Genomic DNA, 26,881 nt, shown 5'->3' on the forward strand with positions numbered 1-26,881 from the left:
GGGAATGATCGCGCCCGCCGAAATGGTGCGCAGGCTGACCCAGCCGGCGAACGGCGCACGGATCACCCGGTCGCCGATGGCGGCGCGCGACTGGTCGGCTGCGGCCTTCGCCGCATTGGCGAGCGCGACCTGCTGGTCGAGCGAAGCGGCGGTGGCGAAGCCCCGCGCCTTGAGCGCCTGGATACGGTCGAGTTGCTGCTGCGCCTGCCGCGCCTGGGCCTGGGCGGCGGCGAGTTCGGCCTGTTCCTGGGCCACCGCCATGGTGGCGATCACCTGCCCCTGCTTTACGAAGCCGCCATCGGCGAAATTCAGGGAGTCTATCCGTTCCGTCACCGGCGCGGACAGAACCACCTGTTCATTGGCAAGGGCGGTGCCGACCGCCTCCACATTGTCGACGAAGCGCGCCTTGCCGATCGGCTGCGCGGTGACGAGCGGCGCGGGGCGCGCTTTCTTTTCCGGCTCGCCATTGCAACCGGCAAGACAAAGGGCGCTGAGAAGGAGGGGCAGGAACGGTCGCATGGGTTGGGGCTATCGGGCCTTTCAGCGCGACACAAGCTGACCCTTCGTCGCGTTATGTATCATTATGTATCGAGGGCAGAAAACGAAGCTGCGCCGATTATCCGCCAAGCGCATGGAGAAGAAATTCGACATTGCCCTGCGGCCCGGTAATCGGGCTTTGTGTCAGCCCCGCAACGGTCCAGCCCTGTTCGCGCACCCAGTCCTGCACGTGCGCGCAGACCCGGTCATGCACGGCCGCGTCGCGCACCACGCCATTCTTGCCCACTTCCTCGCGCCGCGCCTCGAACTGCGGCTTGATGAGCGCGACGAGATGCGCGCCCGGCCTGGCGAAGCCGATCGGCCGCTCCAGCACCTTGGCCAGGCTGATGAAGCTGGCGTCGCACACGATGATGTCGACGGCTTCGGGGATATGGGCGTCGGTCAGGATGCGGGCGCTGGTCTGTTCATGAACGATGACGCGGTCGTCGCTGCGCAATTTCCAGGCGAGCTGGTTGGTGCCGCTGTCGACCGCATAGACCCGCGCCGCGCCCTTGGTCAGCAACACGTCGGTAAAGCCGCCGGTCGAGGAACCCACATCGATCGCCACCATGCCGGTCACGTCGATCGCGAATTCCTCCAGCGCATGGGCGAGCTTGATGCCCCCGCGCGAGACCCAGGGATGGTCGCGGCCGCGCACGTCGAGTTCGGCGTCGGCGGCCACCTGCTGCCCCGCCTTCTCGATCTTTCGGTCGCCCAGATAGACGAGGCCCGCGAGGATGAGCGCCTGCGCCCGCGCCTTGCTTTCGGCAAGGCCGCTGTCGACCAGCAATTGGTCCGCGCGCAATTTCGCCATCAGCGCACCAGCCCGGTGAGCGTCGCCGGCGTCAGCAATTGCGGCAATGTCCGCGCCTCCTTGCCCGGCGCATACCAGAGATAGAGCGGCACGCCCGATCGCCCCTGGCTTTCCAGGAAACGGGTGATGGCGGGGTCGGCGCTGGTCCAGTCGCCGACCATCACCGTGACGCCCGCGCGATCGAAGGCGGCGCGGGTTTCGGCGCGGTCGATCGCGGCCGCCTCATTCGCCTTGCAGGTCAGGCACCAGTCGGCGGTGAAATAGAGGAAGACAGGCTTGTTCGCCGCGCGCAACCCGTCCAGTTTCGCGACATCGAAAGCGACAGCTCCGACGCTCTCCTGCCGGGCCGGGGCGGACGCGGGCAAGGCGGCGCCGGCCCCCGCCAGCAGCGCCAGCGCGGCGATGGCGGCGACCAGTCCCCCACCCTTTCCGCCATGCTGACGCGCCCCCAGCCACCAGAGCAGCAGCGCCAGCAACAGCGCCGCGCCCAAGCCGATGGTCATGCCCGGCACGCCGCGCTGCTGCCCCAGCAGCCAGGCGAGGCCGAGCGCGGTCAGGAACATGGGGATGGCCAATATCTGCTGAAACCGGCCCATCCACGCGCCGGGCCGGGGCAGGCGCTGGCGCAGCGCGGGCACATAGGCGAGCAGCAGGAACGGCAAGGCGAGGCCAAGGCCCAGGCCCGCGAAGATCGCGAGCGCGGCCGCCAGCGGCAGCAGCAGCGCCGCCCCCATCGCCGCCGCCATGAACGGCCCGGTGCACGGCGTCGCGACGAAAGCGACCAGCGCGCCGGTCCAGAACGCGCCGGAAAGGCCAGCCTTGCCCGCCAGCCCGTCGCCCCCGCCCAGCGCGCGCAATTCGAACAGGCCGGCAAGGTTGAAGGCGATCGCCGTCACCAGCAGCAGCAGCGCCAGGATGATGCGCGGGTCTTGCAACTGGAAGGCCCAGCCGACCGCCCCGCCCGCCGCACGCAAGGCCAGCAACAGCCCGCCCAGCGCCAGGCAGGTCAGGATGACCCCGGCCGCATAGGCCAGCGCCTCGCGCCGCACGACGCGTTCGTCGCCGCCCGCCTTGGCCAGCTTCATCGCCTTCAATCCCAGGATCGGGAAGACGCAGGGCATGATGTTGAGCAGCAGGCCGCCCAGCAGCGCGCCACCCAGCGCGGCCAGGATCGCCCACGCCTGTCCACCGCTCGGCGCTTGCGCCACCGCGCCGGGCCGGGCCGTGAGCAGGAAGCCGACATGATCGCCGGTCCGCAACACCGCCTGAACCGCACCGCCCTTGACCCCTTCGCCCGCGTCCGTTTCGATAACCATCTGGTTATCCTTGCGCGTCACCGTCTGCGGCGCGGCATAGCGCGCCAAGCCTTCCACCAGCGGGAAGAGATGGACCTCGCTTGCCTGGGCGTCGGCCGGGAACGGCACCGACAGACGCAGGCGCCCGTCCTTGATCGCATAGGTCGCCTGCGATCCCAGCGGCCGGGGCAGATGCATCCGCCAGCCGTCGAACCGGGCGCGCGCCGCCGCCGCGACCATGCCGTCCCCCGCCACCAGATCGAGCGCCAGGTCGCCGCTTTCGGGGACGCACACCTTGTCGGTGCAGGCCAGCCATTGCGCCTTCGCCCGCACCGGCAGGCGTGTGCCCGGCGCAATGTCGGCCGCGACCTTCAGGTCGGCCAGCACCGCATAAGGCCCTTCATAGACATGGTTCATCAGGCCGGAGATCAGCAGCGTTTCAGGCACCGGATAACGCAGCGGTCCGACCGTCACGCCCTTGGGCAAGGTCCAGTCGACGGTCATGCCCAGGCCAGCGTCGCCGGGATTTTCCCAATAGCCATGCCAGCCCGCCGCCGGCGTCATGGCGAAGGCGATGGTCGTTCCGCCACCGGGCGCGGGGCTGTCGCTTTCGCTGTCCAACTGGGCCGCGATCTGCGCCGGGCCGCCGCCGAACGCCCCCTGCGCCTGCGCGGCAGGCAGCCCCGCCAGCAGGGCAAGCGTCATCATTATGACTTGAAAAATCCGCATCGGGCCTCTGGTCGCTTGGGTGCAAGCGGGCTAGGTCGCTCCCCATCCGCCGTCAAGGCAAGAGAAGGTATCGCCATATGTTGAAGAAAGTCGCCGCCGCCCTGTTGCTCGCTACCGCCGTTCCGGCCTTGGCGCAGGCGCCTTCTCCCGCACCGGCTTCCGCATCGCCGACGACCCCGCCCAAGCTGATCGTCGCGATCAGCGTCGACCAGTTTTCCGCGGACCTGTTCAGCGAATATCGTCAATATTATACCGGCGGCCTCAAGCGCCTGACCCAGGGCGCCGTCTTCCCGCGCGGCTATCAAAGCCATGCCGCGACCGAAACCTGCCCCGGCCATTCGACCATCCTGACCGGCAGCCGCCCGTCGCGCACCGGCATCATCGCCAACACCTGGTTCGACCTGTCGACCGCGCGCGATGACAAGGCGGTCTATTGCGCCGAGAATGAAAGCCAGCCGGGCAGCAGCAGCGGCAATTATGTCGTGTCGCCCATGCATCTGAAAGTCCCGACCCTTGGCGGCCGCATGAAGGCGGCCAATCCCGCGACGCGCGTCGTGTCGGTCGCGGGCAAGGACCGCGCCGCCGTCATGATGGGCGGGCCGGTGACCGACCAGATCTGGTGGCTGGCCGGCCCCGAGGGCTATGTCAGCTACAAGGGCATCGCCACGCCCCCGCTGGTGGCGAAGGTCAACGCCGCGCTCGCCGCGCAACTGGCCAAGCCCAATGCCGGCTATGAACTGCCCGCCCAGTGCGTGGCCAAGGATTTCCCCGTCGCCATCGGCGCGGGCAAGACTGTGGGCGCCGGCCGCTTCGCGCGCGAGGCTGGCGACTATAAGGCATTCCGCGCCTCGCCCGAACAGGACGCCTACACCCTGGTGCTGGCGGCCGGCGCGATCGAGAGCATGGACCTGGGCAAGCAGGCGCAGACCGACATCATCTCGATCGGCCTGTCCGCGACCGACTATGTCGGTCACACCTATGGCACCGAAGGCACCGAAAGCTGCATCCAGATCGACCGGCTCGACCAGGAACTGGGCGCCTTTTTCGATCGGCTCGACAAGGACGGCATCGACTATATGGTGGTGCTGACCGCTGACCATGGCGGCCATGACCTGCCCGAGCGGCACCGTGAAAACGCCATGCCGATGGAGGCGCGGGTCGACCCTGCCCTGTCGCCCAAGGCGCTGAGCGCGGCGATCGGCGCGAAGACGGGTCTGGCCGGACGCAAGCTCATTTGGGGTGACGGACCGGCGGGCGACCTGTATTTCGACAAGGGGCTGACCCCCGCCCAGCGCGCCAGGGTGGAAACCGAAACGTTGAAATTACTGCGCGCCCACCCGCAGGTGCAGACCGTGTTCACGAAGGCGGACATCGCCGCCACCCCGACGCCCACCGGTGCGCCGGAAAGCTGGAGCCTGATCCAGGAAGCGCGCGCCAGTTTCGATGCGCAGCGTTCGGGCGACCTGCTGCTGATGCTCAAGCCGCGGATCACCCCGATCCCCGATCCGACCAAGGGCTATGTCGCGACGCATGGCAGCCCCTGGGACTATGACCGCCGCGTACCGATCCTGTTCTGGCGCAAGGGGATGCAGCATTTCGAACAGCCGCTGGGCGTCGAGACGGTGGACATCATGCCCAGCCTGGCCGCGCTGATCGGCCTGCCGGTGCCCAGGGACGAGATTGACGGCCGCTGCCTGGACCTGATCGCGGGCGAAAGCGATAGCTGCGCCGGACGTTAAGCCGGTCCGCCCGGAGCGCGCCGCGTTCCGGGCCGGATCAGCCCTTTGCCACCGAGCGCGGCAGATAGAGGCAGATTTCCGCGCGCAGCCCGCCCTCGGGCCGATTGGCGAGGGTGAGCCGCCCTCCTTCGGCCGCCACCGCCTTTTGCACGATAGCCAGCCCCAGCCCCAGCCCGCGCGTATTGCGCTGGCGCGCATCGTCCAGCCGCGCAAAGGGCCGCAGCACTTCCTCCAGCCGATCGCGCGGAATGCCGGGGCCGTCATCATCAACCCGGATCAGCACCTCGTCCCCCTTACGCTCCAGCGAGACACGGGCGCGCTGGCCATAATGGAGCGCGTTTTCGATCAGGTTGCGGACCGCGCGGCGCAGCGACAGGCCGCGCAGATCCATTTCCAGATGGTCCGGCCCGTCATAGCGCACATCATGGTCATGATCCTGAAAGGCATCGACGACCGTGGCGATGCTGACGGCAATATCGGTGCGGACCACCCGTTCAGGGTCCCGTTCTCCGCCCAGGAAAGCGAGCAGCGATTCCAGCATCGCACCCATTTCCTCCAGGTCGCCGCCCATCGCCCCGCGAATCTCGCCGTCCTTCACCTCTTCCAGCCGCAATTGCAGCCGCGACAGCGGGGTGCGCAGATCATGGCCAACCGCCGCCAGCATTTCGGTGCGTTCGTCGATCAGGCGGTGGATGCGGGTCTGCATCATGTTGAACGCGCTGATCAGATTGCGTACGTCATTGGTGCCCGCTTCCGGCACGATCACTTCCGACCCCAGCCCGATCTTGTGGGTCGCATGGGTAAGATCGCGCAGGGGCGCGAGCGTGCGGCGGATAAGCACCCAGCCGGCCAGCAGCAGCGCCAGCACGGGGATAAGCGCCAACCCCATGCGACCAATGGTGAAGGCCCATTTCCCGCCGCTATGATGCATCCCGAAATAGAGCCAGCTGCCATCGGACAGTCGCAGACCGCCGTTGACTTCGGAATGGCGCCCCGGCGTCAGCCGCAGCCACAGGCCCGATTTTTCCAGGCTCGGTTCCCAGGCGATAATCTGTCGCCGCATCCGCTCCAGTTCCGGCGAAAGCGGCGGCGGCGGCGGCGCGGCGGGCGCCCAGTGGACGTCATAGCGATCGGTCGTGAGGCGAATGCCCAGCGAGCGACGATCCTCCACCGGTTGTTCGGCCAGCAGCTTGCGCGCGATGACCAGATGTTCGGCCAGGCGCCGCGCCTCGTCATCCTGAAGATAGAGCTGGCTGGTCCGTTCGTAGATGAGCGTGCCGACCGCGAATTCCAGCATCACCGTCAGCAGCAGGATCGCGAAGAGCCGTCCGACCAGCCCCAGCGACCATCTGACATGCCGCTTCAAGCGCGGCTGACCTCTGCATTGAACATATAGCCCACGCCCCGGACCGTGGTGATCGGCGCGCCTTTCTCCTGCGTGCTGAGCTTGCGGCGCAGGCGGCTGACCAGCACGTCGATGCTGCGATCGGAGCTGTCGCCCATGCGCGTGCGCGACAATTCGATCAGCCGTTCGCGGGCGATGACCCGCTGCGGATGACTGAGGAAGCTGCCCAGCAGGTCGAATTCCGCGCCGGTCAGATCGACGATCGCGCCGGTGGGGGAGCGCAGTTCGCGACGGGGGAAGTTGACGGTCCAGCCGTCGAACCGCGCCTCGCTCTCACGATGGTCGTCAGGCCCGCGCTCGACGCCCACACGGCGCAGGATGGCGCGGATGCGAGCGATGAGTTCGCGGGTGCCGAAGGGCTTGGGCAGATAATCGTCGGCGCCCAGTTCAAGGCCGACGATGCGGTCGGTCTCGCTGCCCTTTGCGCTGATGAAGATGATGGGCACATCGCTCTTGCGACGGATCTGGCGGCACAGGTCAATGCCGTTGGTGCCCGGCAACATCACGTCCAGCACGACCAGGTCGACCGGCCCGGCATCGAACGCCACCCACATTTCCGGCCCCGAAGAAGCGGGACGAACCTGATAGCCATGTTCCTGAAGCGCGCGGGCCGTCAACGTGCGCAGCGGCGGATCATCTTCGACCAGAATGATCGACGGAGCGGTCATCGGAGTGGCAGCGCGGGCAATAGCATGGCTGCGGGATACGGTGCGGCGGATCGGCGGTCAACCACACCATGGGGAGGAAACAACCGATGGCGGCAACAGCAACAATTTGTCACGACAGGGAAAAGCGGGAAGCCGGACCCGGCGAACCGGGTCCGGCTTCCGCCCGGTCAGAAGGACGCCGAGAGCGAGAAGACGACCTGGCTGCGCACGATCGAGGAACCATCGGCATCCGACAGGTTCGGACGCAGATAATTTTCCTCGACGCGGGCGATGTCGGTGTCGACATAGGCAACGCCCAGGGTCAGCGGCGTGCCGGGAATGGCGACGTCGGCGCCCACCATCCAGTCGAGATATTTGCCGGTCGGCGCCGGCGACGTGCCGTTGGGGCCAAGGCCGCTATTGCCGTTGGACCAGCCGACATGCGCCTTGAGCGTTACCGGCGTGTTGGGGATCGAGCCGCTGACGTCGCCCCAGATGTAGAGATTATCTTCCTTGTCGCCCGGATTGTCGGGGATGCCGGTCGCATAGCTGGCGGCCGTATTGTAGAATTTGCCGAGCGCTTCCTGCTTGGGAGCATAGGCGACGCCGACCAGGCCGCTGACCGGCCCGACCTGGGTGGACAGCTTGACATAGGGTTCGGCAAAGTCGGTGGTGTCCGCGCCCGACGGGAACATATACCAGGTCAGGCCGACGTCCAGCGTGACGTTTTCACCTAGCGGAATGGCGTAACCGGCGAACAGGTCGAGCTCCAGGTTCGGGCCGCCGAAAGTGCCCCAGCCCGAAAGGTTCGAAGCCCAGGTGCCGGCATAGGCGCCGGTTTCATGGGTCGCGGTGATGCCGCCCTGCACGGCCATGCCCTTGTCGGTCATCGACACGCCGCGAAAACGATAATCGGAAACCAGCGCGACGCTGCCGGATATGGTGACGGGGCTGGTGGGTGCTTCCTGGGCGAAAGCCGGCGCGCTGGACATGAGCGCGAGGGCGGCACAGGCGATTTGATACTTCATGAACATTCCCCTTAACGAAAGAATGTTCCGTCCTGCATTCGCTGCGGCCCGAAGATCTTTTGGATCATCGTCTCCGATGCCGGCGAATGACCATCACCTATGCCCTAGCGTCAGTCAGGAAAACCGCTTTTGCCGCAGTTGCGAAAGGACTGGCCATCCTGTGACATGGCAGGCACGGTTTCTTGCCTATTTGATAATCAGCATTGCCAATATGTTTCTATATTGAAACCGGACAAAGAAAAACCGCCGTGCCCCAACTGGGACACGGCGGCAAATTGTCGCCTGGAAAGGGGGGGTAATCAGGCGACGAACTGACGCATCCGTCCGGTGGCGCCGAACAATTCCACCGGCCCACCCGCACCGCGGCGCCGATCGACCCATTCGCGCAGCATTTCCGCGCAGGTATGATCGATATGGCCCAGACGCTCGACATTGAGGATGACGAGGCCGGCAGCGGGGAGCGATTCGAGCTTGGCGGACAGCTTGGGCAGGCTGAGGAAGGTCGCGGTGCCCCGCAACGCCACTTCATGCGCGTCGCCGCGACTTTCCTCCTGGACATTGAGGCCCAGGCGCTTGGCGTGCGGCAGCAGTTCGAGCAGCGAGAGGCCGATGCCCACCAGCACGCCGGTCAGCAGGTCGGTCGCCACCACGCAGATCAGCGTCGCCGCCCAGACGACCGCAGGCAGCGGACCATAAAGATGGAAGAGGTGCTTCACATGGGCGAGGCTGACCAGGCGGACGCCCGTGATGACCAGAATGCCCGCGAGCGCCGCCATCGGGATTTCCCGCAACAGCCAGGGCAGCAGGGCGACGAAGCCCAGAATCCAGATACCGTGCAAAATGGTCGACAGGCGCGTCTTGGCGCCTGCCTGGACGTTGGCCGAACTGCGGACGATGACGCCCGTCATCGGCAGCGCGCCGGCGAAGCCGCAAAGCAGGTTGCCGACGCCCTGCGCGCTCAATTCCTTGTTATAGTTGGTCCGCACCCCATCATGCATCCGATCGACCGCCGCCGCCGACAGCAGGGTTTCCGCGCTGGCGATGAAGGCGATGGCGATGGCGGTGGTGATGACCGTGGGATTGAGCAGCTGCGCCATCAGCCCGGCTTCCGGCGGCGTGATCGCGGCAATGATCGATTCCGGGACGACCACGCGCGCCACCGGCAGGCCCAGCGCGAACGCCACCAACGTCGCAAGCACCACGCCGACCAGCGCGCCCGGCACCAGTTTCAGCGACGCGGGGCGGAACTTTTCCCAGCCCAACATGCCCAGGATCGTGACGATACCAACAGCAAAGGCGGTCGCGGCATCCTGATTGCTGAGGCCGAAGAGCTGGCCCGGCATGGCGACGAGGTTGGCTAGGCCGCTCGACAGCGGCTTGTCGTCGAAGAGCACATGGAACTGCCCCACCACTATCAGCACGCCGATACCCGCGAGCATCCCGTGGACGACGGCCGGCGAGATGGCGCGGAACCATCCGCCGACGCGGGCAAGGCCGGCGACGACCTGAATCGCGCCGGCAAGGATCAGGATCGGACCCAGCGCCGACAATCCCTGTTCTCGCACGATTTCGAAGACGATGACGGCCAGGCCGGCGGCGGGGCCGCTGACCTGCAACGGCGATCCCGCAAACAGGCCGACGACCATGCCGCCGATGATGCCGGTGATCAGGCCTTTTTCCGGCGGCACGCCGGAAGCAATGGCGATGCCCATGCAAAGCGGCATCGCCACCAGGAAGACGACGATCGACGCAGTGAAATCACGGCTGAAATTGCCGCCGGAAAAGGCTTTCAACATGATTTACTCCGCCGCCTGGGCATAGGCCACATCGCCTGCGAGGCGACGGCCGTGGGACTGCGCAACCGGCAGTGGCTGCCCTTCGCGCAACGGGGAGAAGCGGCCGGTCTCGCCATCAAGGCCCAGCACCTGCCCGGCATGAATATCGACATACCAGCCGTGCAGCGCGATGTCGCCGCGGGCCACGCCAGAGGCTACCGACGGATGCGTGCGCAGATGCGCGAGTTGCACCACGACATTTTCCAGCGCCATGTTCCGCAGCTTTTCGGCGTCGGTGAGGTCTTCGGGATAATTTTCCCGGCAGACCTTCTGTGCGGCATGGCTATGACGAAGCCAGGCGGCGACATTGGGCATCGACGTCAGGTCGGCCTCTGTCGCAAGCGCCTTCATGGCGCCGCAGTCGCTATGGCCGCATACGATGATGTCGCGCACGCCCAGGACCATGACGGCATATTCGACCGTCGCGGTGACGCCGCCAAGCTGGCTGGCATGGGGCGGCACGATATTGCCGGCGTTGCGGCAGACGAACAGGTCGCCGGGCGCGGCCTGCATGATATGTTCGGGCACGATGCGCGAATCTGCGCAGGAGATCATCAGCGCCTTGGGGCTCTGGCCATGGCTCGCCAGTTGGTTGTAGAGTGCGCTTTCATTCGGAAAGACTTTCGTCTCGAAGCTGAAAACGCGACCGATAAGCTCGTTCATGGGCTCTATCCTCTGTTCATGGCGTATCCGGTCGGGGGCGGACCGGTATAGTTTGAAGGATAGGGATCTGGTTTTGCTGCGGCGCAGCGGCTTTGTTAAATAATATGTCTGGCTATTGAAGCGTGCCGCCGCTCGCGCTGAGCCGTCCGAGAGCGGCCTTGAGCCAACACAATATGTTCAGCGCCGATCGACCACGGCGCTGAACATATAACCGACCCCCCGCACGGTGACGAGCGGCGCCGGCCGCCCTCCCGCCCCGAGCTTTCGCCGCAGGCGGCTGACCAGCACGTCGATGCTGCGGTCGGACGAACCGCCGTCGCGCACGCCGGCCAGCTCCATCAACCGCACCCGCGCGATCACCGCCTGGGGATGGTCGAGGAATATGGCCAGCAACGCGAATTCCGCCGCCGTCAGATCGATCGCCTGCCCGTGCGGGTCGGCAACCTCGCGCCGGGCGAAATCGACGACCCAGCCATCGAACACTGCCTGCGTCTGGCGGCGCAGGCCCAGCGTGCGCTCGCCTCCGCGCCGCAATACGGCACGCAGGCGGGCGGCCAGTTCCCGCGCCGAATAAGGCTTTGCCATATAGTCGTCGGCGCCCAGTTCCAGCCCGACCACGCGGTCGACCTCCGAACTATTGGCGCCGACCAGGATGATCGGCACCCCGCTGCGTTGACGCACATCGCGGCACAGATCGAGCCCGTCCGCGCCGCGCAAGGCCGAATCCAGCACCACGGCCCCGAGCGGCGCGCTGCCCAGAGCATTGAATATGTCGTTCGCCGAAACGGCCGGCAGGACGCGGAAACCGCTTTGTTCGAGATATTCGCGGATGTTGTTCCGCAAGTCCTGCTGGGTTTCGGCGATCAGGATCAGCGGTGGACTCATCCGCCCTGCACGGTCAGTTCGCGCGCGCCATCCAGTTCGCGGACGAGTGTCGCACGGTCCTGCCGGGCAATCGCCGACGCTTCCGCCGCCATGGCCTGCATGTGACGGGCGACCTGTGCGTCGATCTGGCTGCGCGCCGTGGCGCAGCTGCCGGCATAGCTGCCCGAGAGCGGTGCGAAGCGGTGGATCGCCTTGCCAAAGGCAGAAACGGTGCGACCATCGGTCGCAACGGCGCGATTGACCGTCAGATCGGCCTGCCAGCGACAAGCGGGCACGGCGGCGCGATTGGCGAAGCGCGGCTCCACCTGACGCAGCGTCAGGCTCGGTTGCGCATCGTAGCTGGCGGTGTAGGCGCGGGCGCCATGGCTGATTTCGGCATTATGGACGGGCGTGGCGGCGGCAAGCACCGCGGCTGAAGCGACGATGAGGAACATGGGGCTACTCCCGTTGGACCCGGCCGGCACGGCCGGGCGATTGCGTCGGGTGTAGGTCCGATGAATGTCTGCGTAATTGGCCGCATGTTACAAATTATTGCTGCGCCGCAAAAGGCCCCTACTGGGCGGCGATCAGCACCGGCGTGGGTCGGGTCGGCGTGGCGAGATGTTCGACCACTGCCGCCAGCCATAGCGCGTCGCCCGCCGCCCGATGGCGCACTATTCCCCGCGCGTCGGCGCAGGAGACGGCGGCGGCGATGCGCGCCTCGTCCGCCTGCTGTTCATCGAACAGCGCGGCGATATGGTCGATCCGGAAGGGCGCCGGCGCGCCGGCGGCGGCGGCCAGCGTATCGAGCCAATATTGGTCCAGCGGACTGTCGGCGACGACGCGCCGTCCCTGCACGGCGATCGTCAGTTCCGCCAATATCTGGTCAGCCGGCTGCCCCTCCTGCAACACCCGCATGTGGGTAAGCCCATGCAGGGCCTGGGCTTCGGCCGTCCAGTCCCAATCGGACCAGCTCTCATGCGGACGGATCAACCAGCTGCGGGACAGGCCCATGCCGGCGATGCCCACTTCGATCGGGAAGGAGCGCCCATGGCGGGGCAGACAGGACGCCTCGAAATCGATCGTCATGATGGTCAAGGCACAGCTCCGTTCCTGCACGCGGCCCGCTCCTCCCAGGCATGTGCCGCGTGTATCGATGCGCCCCTTTCGGCCCCAACTATGTCAGGCCGAAGTCATCCGCCAGCCTTCGATCGCAAAATCGACGTGAATCGACATGACCGCGCGGTGAGTTGCACGAGGCGCGGGACGCTGTCGCCGCTTTCTGCTAATCCCCGGAAACAACGGGGAAACAGACGATCATGACCGTCATTGCCGCCTATCTTTATCGCAACGGACAGCGGGTGCGCAGCGTGGAAATCGACGAACGAGTCGCCTGCGCTGCGGACAAGTCGGAATTCATCTGGATCGGCGTGGCCGAGCCGACCGAAGATGAAATGCAGACGCTGGCGCGCACCTATGGCCTGCATCCGCTGGCGGTGGAGGACGCGATCAAGGCGAATCAGTTGCCCAAGGTCGATCTTTATGGCGACCAGCTGTTCGTCGTCGCGCGCACGGCCCATCTGGAGGACGACGCGATCTGCTATGGCGAGACCGCACTGTTCGTCGGCCGGGATCATATCATCAGCGTGCGACACGGATCGGCGCGCGGGCATGTGACGCTGCGACGGGAATTGGAAGCGGTGCCGCAGCGGCTGGCGCAAGGCACCGACTATGTGCTGCACGCGATCCTGGATTTCATCGTCGACGGCTATCTGCCGATCATCGAGGGGATCGAAGACGAAGTGCTGGTCATGGAACAGCAGATGATCGACCATTTCCTGGGTCGCGACGAAATCACCCGCATCTTCAGCCTGCGCCGCCAATTGATCCGCTTTCAGCGCATCCTCGTGCCGATGCAGGAGGTGGCGACCAAGTTCGTGAAGATCGACCTGCCCTGCATCGACCCCGATGCCCGCCCCTATTTCAGCGACGTGCGCGATCATGTGCGGCGCGTACAGGTAATGGTCGAGGATCTGCGCGAGATATTGAACAGCGTGTTTGAATCGTCGAACCTGCTGGAACAGCAGCGCACCGGCGACATTACCCGCCAGCTCGCCGCCTGGGCCGCGATACTGGCCGTGCCGACCGCGATCGCGGGAATTTACGGCATGAATTTCGATCATATGCCCGAATTGCGGACCCGCTACGGCTATCCCGTCGTGCTGGGCGTGATCGCGCTGCTCTGCGGCCTGCTCTATGCCCGATTCAAGAAACTGAAATGGCTATGAGCCATGGCGCAGGGCACGGCGAGAGAGATGGCCTCTCGTGACAGAAGCTTGCGCCGCGTAGCGCAATATTTCGCAAAATAATGCAATGATTTGATATAGTTGTGCTTGAAATGACACAGGCGTGACAAAAGCCTGTTATACGCATGAAAAATATTTGACGGCGCGGCGACGCTGACCCACCCCTCCCTCATCGCACCGGTGCGTTCATCATAAAATGGTCGCGGAAGCCGCCTTCGGGCGGACTTCCAAAAGGGAGAATTTCATCTATGCGCCCCTCTTTCCAACGACGCCTGCTGGCGTCGACGCTCCTGCTTGGCCTGTCGACGCCGGCCCTGGCCCAAAGCGCCGATGACGACAGCAGCGCGGACACCATCGTCGTGACCGGATCGCGCATCGCGCGACCGGACCTGCAACAGGCATCGCCGATCTCGATCATTTCCGCGCAGGAACTCAAGCTGAGCGGCAAGGTCAATGTCGAGGCGATCATCAACGACCTGCCACAACTCATCCCCAGCACGACCGCGGCATCCAATAATCCGGGCGGCGGCGTATCGACCGCCGACCTGCGCGGGCTCGGCGCCAACCGGACGCTGGTGCTGGTCAATGGCCGGCGCTATATTTCCTATGACAGCAGCCAGATCGTCGATCTGAACACCGTGCCGGCAGGGCTGATCGATCATGTCGAGGTGGTGTCGGGCGGCCGATCCGCCGTCTATGGCTCGGACGCGATCGCGGGCGTCATCAACTTCGTGATGAAACAGGATTTCTCCGGGGTCGAGGCGAACGCCAATTACCGCATCAACCAGGAAGGCGATGGCGGCACGTTCAACACCAACCTGTTGATCGGCGGCAATTTCGAGGATGGCCGCGGCAATGCGACCTTCTACATCGACTATACCAAGCGCGACGGCGTGCTCCAGAGCGCGCGCAGCTACACGCGGCAGGCCTATACCGACGATGGCGACGGCGGGCTGGCCGCAGGCGGGTCCGGCTCCATTCCGGGCACGCGCATGGTGGTGTCGGGCAGCCCCTACAAGTTCGCGCCGGACGGCAGCTATTCGGCCTATGACGCGACAACCGATGCCTATAATTATGCGCCGGACAATTATCTTCAGGTGCCGCAAAAGCGCATCCTGCTGAGCGCGCAGACCCATTATGAGGTGGACGATCATCTGACCGTCTATGCCGAAGGGCAGTTCATCAACAACCGGGTGCAGAACCGCCTGGCGCCCACGCCCTATACCGGTTCGGTCTCGCTCGACGTCGATTCATCCTTCCTGTCGGCGGATTCGCAGGCGTTGCTGGCGGCAGGGGACCCGGACGGCGACGGCTATACCACCGCCGCCATCTATCGCCGCATGAGCGAGGTCGGGCCGCGCATCTCCAGCGTCGACAATACCGCCTACCGCGCGCTGGTCGGCGCGAAGGGGCAGATTGCCGGTGACTGGAACTATGACGGCTATTACAGCTATTCGCGCACCAAGCAGGTCGAAACCCAGACCGGCAACGTGTCGGACAGCCGCGTTCGACAAGCTTTGCTGACCACATATGACGCGGACGGCAATCTGGTCTGTTCCGACCCTAGCAATGGTTGCGTACCGCTCAACATCTTTGGCGCGGGCAACATCAGCGACGAAGCCGCCGCCTTCATTTCGATCCCGGTCAAGAATGTCAGCACCATCACCGAACAGGTGGCCAGCCTGGCCATCACCAACGGCAATCTGTTCGATCTGGGCGCGGGACCGGCGGGCATCGCGATCGGCGCGGAATATCGGTCCGAACATGGTAGCTACGACCCCGATTATGCGCTGGCGTCGGGCGACGTCGTCGGCTTCAACGCCAGCGAGGGGCTGTCGGGCGGTTATAATGTGAAGGAGCTGTTCGCCGAGATCGATGTGCCGCTGCTGGCGGATATGCCGCTCGTCCACAAGCTGGAAGCCAATGGCGCCTATCGCTATTCGCATTATTCGACGGCGGCGAAGAATGTCAGCACCTATTCGGTGGGGCTGATCTACGCGCCGGTCAAGGACGTGACCTTCCGCGGCCAGATCAGCCGCGCGGTGCGGGCGCCCACCGTCTATGACCTTTATTCGGGTCAGGCGCAGGACTTCCCCGCGGCGAGCGACCCGTGCGAACTGGATGTTGCGGTTACGAACGCGAACCTCAACGCAAGCTGCCTTGCCACCGGAGTCCCCGCCAGCGCGCTTGGCACGGCGATCAATGGCGGCAGTTCGCAGATCGAATCGATCACCGGCGGCAATCCCGACCTGCGCGAGGAGACGTCAGACACCTGGACCGCAGGCGTGGTGCTGCAACCCAGCTTCCTGCCCCGCCTTACCGCGACGGTCGATTATTATCATATCAAGATCGACAATTATATCTCGACGCCGGGAACGGCCAATATCATCGCCGCCTGCTATGGCACGGCGTCTAACGGCTGGACGCCCTATGACAGCAGCTATTGTTCGGCGCTGCCGCGCAATGCCGACAGCTATGCGATCGAGGGCGCGGAAAACCTGTTGTCCAACACCGGCGGCCTCAAGACCGAAGGCGTGGATTTCGAGGTGAATTACAGCCTGCCGCTGAACTTTGGCGTGTTTGGCGCCAAATCGGGCAAGCTGAGTTTTCGTGTGGCCGGCACGCGGCTGATCCGCTTCGACCTCAACCCGGTTGCGGCTATCCCCGACCTCAACCAGAGCTGCGCGGGCAAGTTCGGCATCTATTGCGGCGAACCCTATTCCAAGCTGCGCCTGAACAATCGGGTGACGTGGAACAGCGGCCCGATCACGCTGGCGCTGACGCATCGTTATCTGTCGAGCGTGAAGGATGATGACGACACGACCACCTACAGCGTCGAGAAGATCAAGGCCTACAACCTGTTCGACCTGGCCTTGCAGGTCCAGCCAACCGAGCATTTCGGCTGGTCGATCGGCATGAACAACCTGTTCGACAAGAAGCCGCCGATCATGGGCGACAATCAGCAACAGTCGAACACCTACCCATCGACCTATGACGTTTATGGCCGCGCCTTCTTCGTGAACGCTTCGGTCAAATTCTGATCGTCCGGGCGTCGGGCCGCGCGGCCCGGCGGCGGATCGGCGATGGCCCGGCTTCCGTCAGGGGAGCCGGGCCATTGTCATGCCGACGCCCGCAACATCCCGCCATGCGACACCGCCCACAATAGCGAGGGGATCGAAACCCCGGCTGACCCGTTGGCCCAATGACATCTATTGGGGAGCCGGAATGAACGCGATCGACATTCTCGCCAGGCAGCTATGGGGCATGTGGGCCGGACTGGTGGCGCTGGTGCCCAATCTCGTCATTGCGCTGGTCATCATTGTCTTAACCTGGGTCGCGGCGCGTTTCGCCCGTGGTGTCGTCGATCGCGTGACCAGTCGCGCGGCGATCCGCGAAAGCCTGAAACAGTTGATCCATACCATCGTGACGATCGGCATCTGGATCGTCGGCCTGATCGTCGCCGCGACGATCGTGCTGCCGGGCCTCACCCCCGCCAGCCTGGTCGCGGGCCTTGGCGTGGGCACCATCGCGATTGGCTTTGCCTTTCAGGATTTCTTCCAGAATTTTCTCGCCGGCATTCTCATCATGGTGCGCAAGAAGATGCGGATCGGCGATGTCATCGAATGTGAGGGCATTATCGGCAAGGTCGAGCATATCTCGCTGCGCGAGACCCATGTGCGCAAATTGTCGAACGAGCTGACGATCGTGCCCAACGCCACCTTGTTCAAGAACCCGGTGGAGATCCTGACCGATGCGGCGCAGCGGCGGCACGAAATCATCGTCGGCGTGTCCTACGACACCGATCTGGAGGAAGCGCGCACCGTCATCCGCGAGGCGATGACCGGAATCGAGATTATCGACCAGGATCGGCGCATCGACATTTTCGCGCGCGAATTCAACAGCAGCTCGATCGATTTCCTGGTGCGTTGGTGGGCGGGCTCAAAGCCTTATGACATGCATGAAAGCCGCGACCGGGTGGTGCGCGCGATCAAGGCCGCGCTGGATCGAGCGGGCATCGAAATCCCATTCCCCTATGTCACCAACACCTTCAAGACGGCGGTGCCGTTCCAGAGCGAGGACAGCGGTGCGCCGCCCTCGCCCTGAACAATGAGAGGCTGAACGACCGGATGTCAACGGTCAGGCGCTGGCGGCCGACGTTTCGCATAAGGCCTTATATTGCGCCATCATCTGATCCCAGCCGGGATGGAACCCCATTTCCTCATGCCGCGCCTTGGCATCCGCGTCCCAATGGCGCGCCGTGGCGGTGAAGCGAGTTCCTTCCGCTTCGTCGGCCAGGGTCCAGACCGCCGTCAGAAATGGGGTCTGCGGAATCCAGCCCGACGCATAAGCGTCGGTCGTCACCACCCGCTCGCCCGGCACGACCTCCAGAAAAACGCCTTCCATCGGCCCGGTATCTTCGCCATCGGGACCGAACATGCGGACCGCGCTGCGCCCACCGGGACGCAGATCCTCCTCGATCACCTCGGCCCGCCAGGGCTTGGGGCAGAACCATTCGTCCTTGAGGTCGGTCCACACCTTCCAGCAGATCCCGCGCGGGGCCGCGACATGGCAGCTGACCGACATTTCATGCTCCGCGCCGCTCATACCGTCTCTCCGTCGAATGCGGCCTGCATCGCGGCCAGGTCCAGCTTCTGCATCGTCATCATCACCGCCATCATACGTTCGATCCCCTCAAGGTCGTCGGTGCGATATAATTGCTCGACTTGCGTGGGGACCAGTTGCCAGGACAGGCCATATTTGTCCTTGACCCAGCCGCATGGCCCCTGCGCGCCGCCGTCTGCCGTCAGCGCGTCGAAATAGCGGTCCAGCTCCGCCTGATCCTTGCACGACACCGAAAGCGACACTGCTTCGGTGAACGGAAATTTAGGCCCGCCGTTCAGCGCCTGAAAGCTTTGCCCGAACAGGGTGAACTCGACGACCAGCGCCGTACCGGCCGGAAAGCCGGAGGGCGACGAGACGGATTGCGGATAATGGCTGACATGATCGACCGACCCGCCAAAGACGGAGACGTAGAAATGCGCCGCCTCTTCGGCATGGCCATTATACCAGAGGCAGGGGGAAATCTTGCCCATCATGCGTCTCCCTTGCTGCCGACCAGCGCGAACATCGCGCCCTGCGGATCGGTCGCCTGGATGATCCACGCGCCGCCGGGCACTTCCATCGGCCCGTTCAGCACCATGCCGCCGCCCGCCTTCACTTTTTCGACCGCGACGTCGATGTCGCCGATGGTGAAATAGAAGAGCCAGGCCGGCATCGGCATTTCCTTGGGACGCCGCATGACGCCACCGGTCATCGCCTCCATTCCGGTCCCGCCGGTCTGGGAGACGAGCTGATAATCGCCCATCTCGCCCATATCCATGGCGTCGCCCATGCTCCAGCCGAACTGGCCGGTGTAGAAGGCCAGATCCTTGTCGAAATCGTCGCTATACAGCTCATGCCAGCCGACATGGCCGAGCGCCATCGGCGAAGCGGGCTCCATCCCGTCGGGGCTGGAACCTTTGAGCAGCATGAAGATCGCCCCGCCCGGATCGCCCATCACCGCGAAGCGGCCGACGCCGGGGATGTCCTCGGGCGGGCGCTTGACGCTGCCCCCGGCCGCGCTCAACCGCGCGGCGTCGGCATCGACATCGGCCGATCCGACATAGCCGCCCCACCAGGGCGTCATGCCGCACTCCTTCGCTTCGGCCGGGATTGCCATGACGCCGCCCACCGGCCCGGCGCTGCCGGACACGACATGATAGGGTTCGCCACTTACCTCGCCGCTCTCGCCCCCAAAGGGCTGCGCGGTCCAGCCGCACAGATCGCCATAGAAAGCGAGCGCCGCCTGCGGATCGCTGGTCATCAGTTCGTACCAGAAGAATTTGCCGGTCAAATCGGTCATCATCCGTCTCCTGAAAAAGGGGGGATCAGGCCTTGGCGTCGAGCAGCACTTCGAAGCCGCCATAGATCAGCCGCGCGCCGGTGAAGGGCATGTCCTCACCCTCCTTGGGCTGCATCCGTTCGTCCTTCATCACCTTCTCGGCGCCCGCGTCGCGGGTTTCCTTGTCGGGCCATTCGATCCAGGAGAAGACGACCTCCTCATCCTCCTCGGCGATCACGGCGGTGCGGAAGTCGTTGACCTTGCCGATCTTGACGTCATTGCCCCAGCATTCCACGACGCGCAGCGCGCCATGTTCGATGAAGATCGGCGCGGCATAGGCCGCGATCTCCTGATAGCGCTGCTTGTTGCCCTTGGGCACCGGGATCACGAAACCGTCCATATAGGCCATCGTCTCTCTCCTCATTTGCATCGGATTACAGCACGGCGGGATCATGACATCGCGCCCGTCCATCCGGGCGACTCACCGCTTGAACTTTGTGAACTCATCCATTACTTTATACAACAGATAAGTTAGAAAAGATAACCAATGAGTCCCAACAGCAAGAAACGCGCCTATCAGGACGGATGCGCCGTCGCCCATGCGCTGGATATTATCGGCGATCGCTGGGCGATGCCGATCATGCGCGAACTGATGCTCGGCCCCAAGCGCTTCACCGATCTGCGCGCCGGTCTGCCCGGAATCAGCGCCAATATGCTGTCACAAAGGCTGGAGGAGCTGGAGGCGGCGAGCATCGTCGTGCGCGGACGCCTGCCACCGCCTGCCGCCAGCCAGATTTACGAACTGACAGACTGGGGCCGCGAGTCGGAAATAGTGTTCCAGGTGCTGGGTCGCTGGGCGTGCCGATCGCCCACCATGGAGCCGGGCAAGCCGATGAGTCCGGTATCGGTGATATTGTCGATGCGCACCATGATCGACCGGGACCGCATCGGCGATCTCGACGCGGCGATCGGGCTGCGCTTTGGCGAGGAGGAATTTCGCGTGACGTTGAAGGGCGGCGACTGCCTGATCGACCGGGGCCAGGCGGCGGGTGCGGACGCGATCCTGTCCGGCGACCAGAATGCGCTGGTGGCGGTGCTCTACGGCGGCGCCCGCTATGAAGATGTGCACGGCGCGCTGACGATCGAAGGGGACAGGGCGCTGGCCGAGCGCTTCGCCCGGCTCTTCCCCCTGCCCCCCAAGGCGCCATCGATGGTCAGTGCCGGTTGAGCGCGGCGAACACCGGATCAAATTCACCCCGCTTCGTCGCCTCGCTCAGAAACTTGACCCGCTCGACATGGATTTCCGCCGGCGTCGGCTGTTGCCGCAGCAGCGCCATCGTTTCGCTGATGAAGTCCGTCAGCGGCATCATCTGGTCATTGTCCGCATGGCCCGGCATCAGGTCGGTCTGGACGCCCGGCGGCACGATCTCGATCAGCTCGACGCTGCTGTCCTCAAGCTGCGCGCGCATCGAGAGCGACCAGCTATGGATCGCCGCCTTTGTCGCACAATAGGTCGGCGTCGCCGCCAGCGGCACGAAGGCCAGACCCGACGAGACGGTCAGGATGGTCGCCGCGGCCTGCGCCTCCAGATGCGGCAGCAGCGCATGGGCCAGGCGGATCGGCCCCAGGAAATTGGTCGCGATCGTCGCTTCAGCAATGGCGAGGTCGATCTTCTCCTCCGCCACCATGATGCCCGCGTTCAGCAGCACCGCGTTGAGGCCGGGAAAGTCCGCGATCAGCCTGTCGGCGAATGTCTGGATACCGGCCGGGTCCGCCATGTCGAGCGTCATCGCGACCATGCCGGGATGCGCCGCCGCGACCGCATCCAGCGCCGCCTGCCGGCGCCCGGCGATGATGACCTGATTGCCCGCCGCATGAAATTCATGCGCCAGCGCCGCGCCGATGCCCGAACCGCCGCCGGTGATAAGGATGATATTGCCTGAACTTTGCATGGGTCAGCTCCTTTTGATTGGCTCGACCCGCGTTTTACGCCTATGCTCTCTTTTGGAAAGAAGGCACCTTCAAGTGCTATACGTACCAAAAGGTGAGAAATGACAAAACCGCTCGAAACCCGCTTCGATGCCGACGATATCGCGCAAGCCGAACGCTATCTGGCGGAGGAACCGCCCGCCGAGATCGATCCGCGCGTCGAACGGCTCGTCAACGACCTGATCGGCCGCATCGCCGACAAATGGACGCTGCTGTTGCTGGAACTGCTGGAGGAGAAAGGCACGCTGCGCTTCACCGCGATCGGCCGGCAGGTGGACGGCATCAGCCAGAAGATGCTGACCCAGACCCTGCGCCAGATGGAGCGGGACGGGCTGCTAACCCGCACCGTCCATCCGGTGGTGCCGCCGCGTGTCGACTATGCGCTGACGCCGCTCGGCAACAGCCTGAGCGCCGCATTTTGCGGGGTATGGGTATGGGCCGAACGCAATCTTGAAACGGTCGAGGCCGCGCGCGCCCGGTTCGACGCGCGCGACTGACGATCCGCGCCCGCGCACCATTGGCGCGCGGGCCTGCGGTCACTCCGTCGGCGGCAGCGGCTGGATCGCCAGCTTCGGGTCGGTCGGCGTTATCGCGGTTCTTGGCAGCGTGCGCGCAACCGTTGGCGGCCCGACCGGCGCAGGCGAGCCCCCCTCGGCTGGCTTGGGCGCGGGCGATGCGGCGGCAGGAATGGGTGCGAGCGCGGCGTCGGCCGGCACTGGCGCGGCCGCTTCCAGCGCACTGGTGTAGCTTGGCGCCCAGCCGCCCGGCGGCGGCGCTTCGGCAGGCGGCACCGGCGGCGGCGGCAGCGGCGTTGGCGACACCACGACCGTCACCGTTCCACCGAAGCGCGACTGCCATTCCGCCAGCCGCCGCAGATATTCGGCATAGGCGGCGTAAAATTCCTGATAGGGCTTTTCCAGCTCCTTGAGCGCTTCGGGCGCATAGGCCAGCAACTGGCTGGACGGCATCGTCAGGATTTTGGCCCCGACATTCACCGCCACCGGGCAGAAATGTTTGACGACCGGCGGCAGCGCGAAGAAATTATAGACGACCGTGTTCAACTGCTCGCGCGAACCGACGCCCGACCGGCCATAGGCGACCTTGTAGTTGCGATCGACGGCGGCGTTCGCCTCGGTCAGGACCGCCCTGTGGACGGTCAGTATCTGATTATACTGGTTCCGCGCGGCCGGCCCGAATTTTTCGCAGTTGAGCGCCGCAACGTTGAGCGCCATGCGCACATGCCAGAGCGCGGTATTCGACGTGACCTTCCGATTGGGGGTCAGATAGGCGCCATCCTCATCCTGCGTCGGCAGGCTCATCCCCTCCGCCGCATTGTCGGGCGGCACCGGGCGCACGGTGGGGACCACCGGTGGCGGCGGCGTGGGCGGCGGCTGTTTCACCGGCGTGGAGCAGGCGGCCAGCACCGCCAGCGACACCAGGGAAATCCGGCCATGAATGCGGCGCGTTGCGAACATCAAATTCTCCAAGGGGACTGCATAGCGGTCATGCCGGGCATTGGGGTCGGAGGAAATATGCCTGATGCTCTGTTCACCGCAAGCTTTCAGGCAGCTCGCCGCGCAAGCGCGTGGGCCGCCTCGTCCATCAGCTGCGCGATGATCTCCGCGACCGGCTCTTCCCTGGTCACCATGCCGACCGATTGCCCGGCCATCAGCGACCCGCCCTCGACATCGCCGTCGATCACCGCGCGACGCAGGGCGCCGGCCCAATAATGTTCGATCTGGAGCTGCGCTTCCATCATGTCGACCGCACCACTGTCCAGCAGGTTGGCGACCTCACGCTGCTTGGCGGTGAAATTTTCCGTGCCGGCATTTTTGAGCGCGCGCACGGGGATGACCGGCAGGCGCGGGTCGATCTGCACGCTGGCGATGGCGTCGCGGGCGGAAGCGCGGAAGAACGCCTTTTTGAAATTGGCATGGGCGATGCTCTCGCTCGCGCAGGCGAAGCGGGTGCCAAGCTGCACGCCGGCCGCGCCCATTTCCAGATAGGCGGCGATCGCTTCGCCCCGGCCAATACCGCCTGCGACGAATACCGGCACCTGGCTCGCCATGTCGGGCAGGATTTCCTGGGCCAGCACGCTGGTTGCGACCGGGCCGATATGGCCGCCCGCCTCCATCCCCTCGACCACCAGCGCGTCGACGCCCGAACGCACCAGCTTCTTGGCGAGGCTGAGCGCCGGAGCGAAACAGATCAGCTTCGCGCCCTTCTGCTTGATCGCGTCGATACTGCCCTTGGGCGGCAGGCCGCCGGCCAGCACGACATGGCCGACATCATGCCGCGCGCAAACGTCGATCAGATCGAACAATTGCGGGTGCATGGTGATGAGGTTCACGCCGAAGGGCCTGGTCGTCAGCGCCTTGGTGGCGGCGATTTCCGCATCCAGCAGTTCAGGCGTCATCGCGCCGCACGCGATCACGCCAAAGCCGCCCGCGTTCGAAATGGCCGATACCAGATGGCGCTCGCTGACCCAGCTCATCGCCCCGCACAGGATCGCGGTGTCGCAGCCGAGAAATTCGGTGCCGCGAGCCATGAGGGAAAGGAGTTTGGCGTTGGTCATATCTGCTTCTTCTTGTCGTCATCCCCGCGCGGGCAGGGATCCACCTCCCGACATTTCGGCCGGGGATGGTGTGTGAGATGGATACCCGCCTTCGCGGGAATGACGCGCTTAGTAAAGAGGGAAGGTCAAGCCGCCGGCGCGTCGAGGCCATAGGCGGTGTGGAGAACACGCACGGCCAGTTCGGTCTCATCCTCGTCGATCAGCACGCTGACCTTGATCTCGCTGGTGGATATCGCCTCGATATTGATGCCGCGATCGGCCAGCGTCTTGAACATGGTGGCGGCCACGCCCGCATGGCTGCGCATACCCACGCCAACGACGCTTATCTTGGCGACTTCCGTATCGGTGATGATGCGGCGGAAACCGATTTCCTCCTTGTTCGCCTCCAATATATCGACGCTGCGGGCCAGGTCCGCGCGCGGCACGGTGAAGGTGACGTCGGTTTCCTCATTTTCCTTGGAATCATTCTGGATGATCATGTCGACGTTGATCGCCGCGTCGGCCAGCGGGGTGAAGATGCTGGCGACCGCGCCGGGCTTGTCGGGGACGCGGGTGACGATGATCTTCGCCTCATTCTTGTCATGGGCGATGCCGGTGATGAGTTGACGTTCCATCTTCGTTTCCTTGAGCTTGGCTTCCAGTTCCTCGTCGCTCACGATCAGCGTGCCGGGGAGGTCGTCCTGGGTGGGATCATCGAAGGAAGAGAGAACCTGCACGACGACGCCTTCCTTCATGGCGAGGCCGACGGAACGGGTCTGGAGCACCTTAGCGCCGACCGAGGCCAGTTCCAGCATCTCCTCATAGGTGACGAGGTCGAGCTTGCGCGCCCGCGCCACGATGCGCGGGTCGGTGGTATAGACGCCATCGACGTCGGTATAGATGTCGCAGCGATCCGCCTCGATCGCGGCGGCCACCGCCACCGCCGACGTGTCTGAACCGCCACGCCCTAGCGTCGATATGCGCTGATCCTCCATCATCCCCTGGAAACCGGGGATTACGGCGACCTGGCCCGATTGTATGGCGGCGACCAGCGCGTCCGTCTCGATCGTCGAAATGCGCGCCTTGGCATGAGCCTCGATCGTGCGGATCGGAAGCTGCCAGCCGAGCCAACTGCGCGCGTCCACGCCCATGGCCTTGAGCGTCATGGCGAGCAGGCCGCTCGTCACCTGTTCGCCCGACGCGACGACGACATCATATTCGGCCGGATCATAGAGCGGCGAGGCTTCCTTGCAGAAACCGACCAGCCGGTCGGTATCGCCCGCCATCGCGGACACGACGACGGCGACCTCATGGCCCTGCTCCACGACATGCCTGACTCGCGCGGCGACGCTGCGAATCCGCTCCATCCCCGCCATGGAGGTGCCGCCGAATTTCATCACGATGCGCGCCATTTGCTTGTCGAGCCTGTCCGTTATTGTGAAACAAAATGTCCCAAAGGGGGCAAAACGGCGCTCCTATTAGCAGTAGGGGCGGATATGGCAAGCAATCCCATGGCCCCTCGGAACAAGCGGCCGCCCCGATCTTTCCCTTTCTTACTAGGATAGGAGGACAGGATGGACGGAAGCATCTGGAGCCTGGCCATTGTCGGCGGGCCGATCCTGCTGGGGCTGGTGCTGATCTTCGTGATCGTGGGCAACCGGCGACGCAGGAATCCGCGCGACGTCGCCCGGACCGAACAGGCGACCAAAGACCTGTATCGGAAGATGGACGCGGATGACAAGGCAAGCGGCAGCGGCTGACCCCGGCATCCGGGGCGGAGCCATTTGCCTGCGCCTCGTCTGCTGCTAGAAGCATCTGGTCCACAGACGAAGGTGACCATGGCCCATATCGCCCCCGCAACGATCGACCCGAAGGAAGCCGCGCATTTCGGCGCCATGGCCGCCGACTGGTGGAACCCTGCCGGTTCCAGCGCGATGTTGCACAAGCTCAACCCCGTGCGGTTGCGCTATATCCGCGCCGCGATCGATGGCCACTGGCCGGGTCGGGAACAGGCGTTCCGGCCGCTGGCGGACAAGCGCGCATTGGACGTGGGCTGCGGCGCGGGGCTGCTGGCCGAACCGCTGGCGCGAATGGGCGCATCGGTCACCGGTCTGGACGCCGCGCCCGAAAATATCGCCGCCGCCAACGCGCATGCACAGGGGCAGGGTCTGGCCATCGACTATCGCGCGACGCCGGTGGAAGAATTGGCGGAGGGCGGATTCGACCTCGTCACCTCGATGGAAGTGATCGAACATGTCGCCGATCCCGCCGCCTTCGTCGCCGCGCTGGCGCGCAAGCTGGCGCCCGAGGGGCTGATGATCCTGTCCACCCCCAACCGCACCCCCCTTTCCCGCCTGGCGATGATCACAATCGGTGAGAGCGTCGGCGGCATTCCCAAGGGGACGCATGACTGGGGCAAATTCCTGAAACCCGACGAACTGACCGCCCTGCTTGAGCAGACTGGACTGAACGTGACCGACAGCAGCGGCCTGAGCTTCGACCCCGCGCGCGGCTTTGCCCTGTCGGCAAATCAGGCGATCAACTATCTACTGACGGCGCGCCACAAGCGCTGACTTTGCCTGCGGGGGGTAGGGG

26 protein-coding genes and 1 pseudogene are annotated in these 26,881 nt (G+C 64.9%); 8 read left to right on the top strand and 19 right to left on the bottom strand.

Going from position 1 to position 26,881, the window contains the following annotated elements; all coding sequences use genetic code 11:
* The 3 genes and pseudogenes from C100_RS30075 to C100_RS30085 form a co-directional block, all read right to left on the bottom strand.
* Positions 1 to 519: pseudogene (locus tag C100_RS30075) on the bottom strand (biotin/lipoyl-binding protein); the annotation flags it as partial.
* A 97-nt stretch (positions 520 to 616) separates the two neighbouring features.
* On the bottom strand, positions 617 to 1,351 hold the full coding sequence (locus C100_RS30080) for a TlyA family RNA methyltransferase (protein ID WP_024018749.1): 735 nt from the start codon (positions 1,349 to 1,351) through the stop codon (positions 617 to 619).
* Positions 1,351 to 3,375, bottom strand: a complete 2,025-nt coding sequence (locus C100_RS30085; protein WP_031308791.1) for a protein-disulfide reductase DsbD family protein — start codon at positions 3,373 to 3,375, stop codon at positions 1,351 to 1,353. The genes C100_RS30080 and C100_RS30085 overlap by 1 nt, the downstream gene beginning before the upstream one ends.
* Before the next feature lie 77 nt (positions 3,376 to 3,452).
* Between C100_RS30085 and C100_RS30090 the strand changes: the two genes are divergently transcribed.
* Positions 3,453 to 5,114, top strand: a complete 1,662-nt coding sequence (locus tag C100_RS30090) for an alkaline phosphatase family protein (protein WP_024018751.1) — start codon at positions 3,453 to 3,455, stop codon at positions 5,112 to 5,114.
* A gap of 37 nt (positions 5,115 to 5,151) precedes the next feature.
* On the opposite strand, the gene C100_RS30095 is transcribed toward C100_RS30090, so the two are convergent.
* The 8 genes from C100_RS30095 to C100_RS30130 form a co-directional block, all read right to left on the bottom strand.
* Entirely contained in the window at positions 5,152 to 6,480 is a 1,329-nt protein-coding gene (locus tag C100_RS30095) for an ATP-binding protein (RefSeq protein WP_024018752.1), read from the bottom strand.
* The gene (locus C100_RS30100) at positions 6,477 to 7,187 is read right to left on the bottom strand and encodes a response regulator (RefSeq protein ID WP_024018753.1); all 711 of its coding nucleotides are present in this window, start codon (positions 7,185 to 7,187) and stop codon (positions 6,477 to 6,479) included. The genes C100_RS30095 and C100_RS30100 overlap by 4 nt, the downstream gene beginning before the upstream one ends.
* Positions 7,188 to 7,354: 167 nt before the next feature.
* The gene (locus C100_RS30105; RefSeq protein WP_024018754.1) at positions 7,355 to 8,200 is read right to left on the bottom strand and encodes a TorF family putative porin; all 846 of its coding nucleotides are present in this window, start codon (positions 8,198 to 8,200) and stop codon (positions 7,355 to 7,357) included.
* A 293-nt stretch (positions 8,201 to 8,493) separates the two neighbouring features.
* Complete coding sequence (locus C100_RS30110; RefSeq protein ID WP_024018755.1) at positions 8,494 to 9,990, bottom strand: SulP family inorganic anion transporter; 1,497 nt, start codon at positions 9,988 to 9,990, stop codon at positions 8,494 to 8,496.
* 3 nt (positions 9,991 to 9,993) lie between these two features.
* Positions 9,994 to 10,692 (bottom strand): carbonic anhydrase, encoded by a 699-nt coding sequence (locus tag C100_RS30115; RefSeq protein WP_024018756.1) that lies wholly within the window; start codon positions 10,690 to 10,692, stop codon positions 9,994 to 9,996.
* A 177-nt stretch (positions 10,693 to 10,869) separates the two neighbouring features.
* A complete protein-coding gene (locus tag C100_RS30120) occupies positions 10,870 to 11,577 on the bottom strand; it encodes a response regulator (RefSeq protein WP_024018757.1) in 708 nt (235 codons plus the stop codon).
* On the bottom strand, positions 11,574 to 12,011 hold the full coding sequence (locus C100_RS30125; protein ID WP_031308792.1) for a hypothetical protein: 438 nt from the start codon (positions 12,009 to 12,011) through the stop codon (positions 11,574 to 11,576). Before C100_RS30125 ends, C100_RS30120 begins: the two co-directional genes overlap by 4 nt.
* A gap of 118 nt (positions 12,012 to 12,129) precedes the next feature.
* Positions 12,130 to 12,645 carry a hypothetical protein gene (locus C100_RS30130; protein ID WP_037529860.1) on the bottom strand — a complete coding sequence of 172 codons (516 nt, stop codon included), beginning with the start codon at positions 12,643 to 12,645 and terminating at the stop codon, positions 12,130 to 12,132.
* A gap of 230 nt (positions 12,646 to 12,875) precedes the next feature.
* Here C100_RS30130 and C100_RS30135 point away from each other — a divergent pair, with 230 nt between their 5' ends.
* The 3 genes from C100_RS30135 (at position 12,876) to C100_RS30145 (ending at position 17,966) form a co-directional block, all read left to right on the top strand.
* Positions 12,876 to 13,844 carry a magnesium and cobalt transport protein CorA gene (locus C100_RS30135; RefSeq protein WP_024018760.1) on the top strand — a complete coding sequence of 323 codons (969 nt, stop codon included), beginning with the start codon at positions 12,876 to 12,878 and terminating at the stop codon, positions 13,842 to 13,844.
* Between the two features lie 266 nt (positions 13,845 to 14,110).
* Positions 14,111 to 16,903, top strand: coding sequence for a TonB-dependent receptor (locus C100_RS30140; protein WP_024018761.1), 2,793 nt, complete (start codon positions 14,111 to 14,113; stop codon positions 16,901 to 16,903).
* A gap of 184 nt (positions 16,904 to 17,087) precedes the next feature.
* The gene (locus C100_RS30145) at positions 17,088 to 17,966 is read left to right on the top strand and encodes a mechanosensitive ion channel family protein (protein ID WP_024018762.1); all 879 of its coding nucleotides are present in this window, start codon (positions 17,088 to 17,090) and stop codon (positions 17,964 to 17,966) included.
* Between the two features lie 33 nt (positions 17,967 to 17,999).
* Here the strand turns inward: C100_RS30145 and C100_RS30150 are convergent, their stop codons facing one another.
* The 4 genes from C100_RS30150 to C100_RS30165 are packed head-to-tail and all read right to left on the bottom strand — an operon-like array spanning position 18,000 to position 20,152.
* Positions 18,000 to 18,467 carry an SRPBCC domain-containing protein gene (locus C100_RS30150; protein WP_024018763.1) on the bottom strand — a complete coding sequence of 156 codons (468 nt, stop codon included), beginning with the start codon at positions 18,465 to 18,467 and terminating at the stop codon, positions 18,000 to 18,002.
* The gene (locus C100_RS30155; protein ID WP_024018764.1) at positions 18,464 to 18,955 is read right to left on the bottom strand and encodes a VOC family protein; all 492 of its coding nucleotides are present in this window, start codon (positions 18,953 to 18,955) and stop codon (positions 18,464 to 18,466) included. The genes C100_RS30150 and C100_RS30155 overlap by 4 nt, the downstream gene beginning before the upstream one ends.
* Positions 18,955 to 19,764 carry a VOC family protein gene (locus C100_RS30160; RefSeq protein ID WP_031308794.1) on the bottom strand — a complete coding sequence of 270 codons (810 nt, stop codon included), beginning with the start codon at positions 19,762 to 19,764 and terminating at the stop codon, positions 18,955 to 18,957. Before C100_RS30160 ends, C100_RS30155 begins: the two co-directional genes overlap by 1 nt.
* A 25-nt stretch (positions 19,765 to 19,789) precedes the next feature.
* Positions 19,790 to 20,152, bottom strand: coding sequence for a DUF1428 domain-containing protein (locus tag C100_RS30165; protein WP_024018766.1), 363 nt, complete (start codon positions 20,150 to 20,152; stop codon positions 19,790 to 19,792).
* A 138-nt stretch (positions 20,153 to 20,290) separates the two neighbouring features.
* Between C100_RS30165 and C100_RS30170 the strand changes: the two genes are divergently transcribed.
* Positions 20,291 to 20,971: a winged helix-turn-helix transcriptional regulator gene (locus C100_RS30170; protein WP_024018767.1), complete on the top strand. Its 681-nt coding sequence runs from the start codon at positions 20,291 to 20,293 to the stop codon at positions 20,969 to 20,971.
* On the opposite strand, the gene C100_RS30175 is transcribed toward C100_RS30170, so the two are convergent.
* Positions 20,958 to 21,695, bottom strand: a complete 738-nt coding sequence (locus C100_RS30175) for an SDR family oxidoreductase (RefSeq protein ID WP_024018768.1) — start codon at positions 21,693 to 21,695, stop codon at positions 20,958 to 20,960. The genes C100_RS30170 and C100_RS30175 overlap by 14 nt on opposite strands.
* A gap of 99 nt (positions 21,696 to 21,794) precedes the next feature.
* Here C100_RS30175 and C100_RS30180 point away from each other — a divergent pair, with 99 nt between their 5' ends.
* Positions 21,795 to 22,229 (top strand): winged helix-turn-helix transcriptional regulator, encoded by a 435-nt coding sequence (locus C100_RS30180; RefSeq protein ID WP_024018769.1) that lies wholly within the window; start codon positions 21,795 to 21,797, stop codon positions 22,227 to 22,229.
* A 39-nt stretch (positions 22,230 to 22,268) separates the two neighbouring features.
* Here the strand turns inward: C100_RS30180 and C100_RS0124120 are convergent, their stop codons facing one another.
* The 3 genes from C100_RS0124120 to C100_RS30190 form a co-directional block, all read right to left on the bottom strand.
* Entirely contained in the window at positions 22,269 to 23,207 is a 939-nt protein-coding gene (locus tag C100_RS0124120; RefSeq protein ID WP_031308795.1) for a hypothetical protein, read from the bottom strand.
* An 86-nt stretch (positions 23,208 to 23,293) separates the two neighbouring features.
* Positions 23,294 to 24,307 carry an NAD(P)H-dependent flavin oxidoreductase gene (locus tag C100_RS30185; RefSeq protein ID WP_024018770.1) on the bottom strand — a complete coding sequence of 338 codons (1,014 nt, stop codon included), beginning with the start codon at positions 24,305 to 24,307 and terminating at the stop codon, positions 23,294 to 23,296.
* Positions 24,308 to 24,432: 125 nt separating this feature from the next.
* A complete protein-coding gene (locus tag C100_RS30190; RefSeq protein ID WP_024018771.1) occupies positions 24,433 to 25,698 on the bottom strand; it encodes an aspartate kinase in 1,266 nt (421 codons plus the stop codon).
* Positions 25,699 to 25,860: 162 nt separating this feature from the next.
* Between C100_RS30190 and C100_RS30195 the strand changes: the two genes are divergently transcribed.
* Positions 25,861 to 26,046 carry a hypothetical protein gene (locus tag C100_RS30195; RefSeq protein ID WP_024018772.1) on the top strand — a complete coding sequence of 62 codons (186 nt, stop codon included), beginning with the start codon at positions 25,861 to 25,863 and terminating at the stop codon, positions 26,044 to 26,046.
* 78 nt (positions 26,047 to 26,124) lie between these two features.
* Positions 26,125 to 26,859 carry a bifunctional 2-polyprenyl-6-hydroxyphenol methylase/3-demethylubiquinol 3-O-methyltransferase UbiG gene (gene ubiG, locus C100_RS30200; RefSeq protein WP_024018773.1) on the top strand — a complete coding sequence of 245 codons (735 nt, stop codon included), beginning with the start codon at positions 26,125 to 26,127 and terminating at the stop codon, positions 26,857 to 26,859.
* The last annotated feature ends 22 nt before the right edge of the window (positions 26,860 to 26,881 follow it).

It is taken from the genome of Sphingobium sp. C100 (assembly GCF_000508185.1).
In the GTDB taxonomy this organism is placed as follows: domain Bacteria; phylum Pseudomonadota; class Alphaproteobacteria; order Sphingomonadales; family Sphingomonadaceae; genus Sphingobium.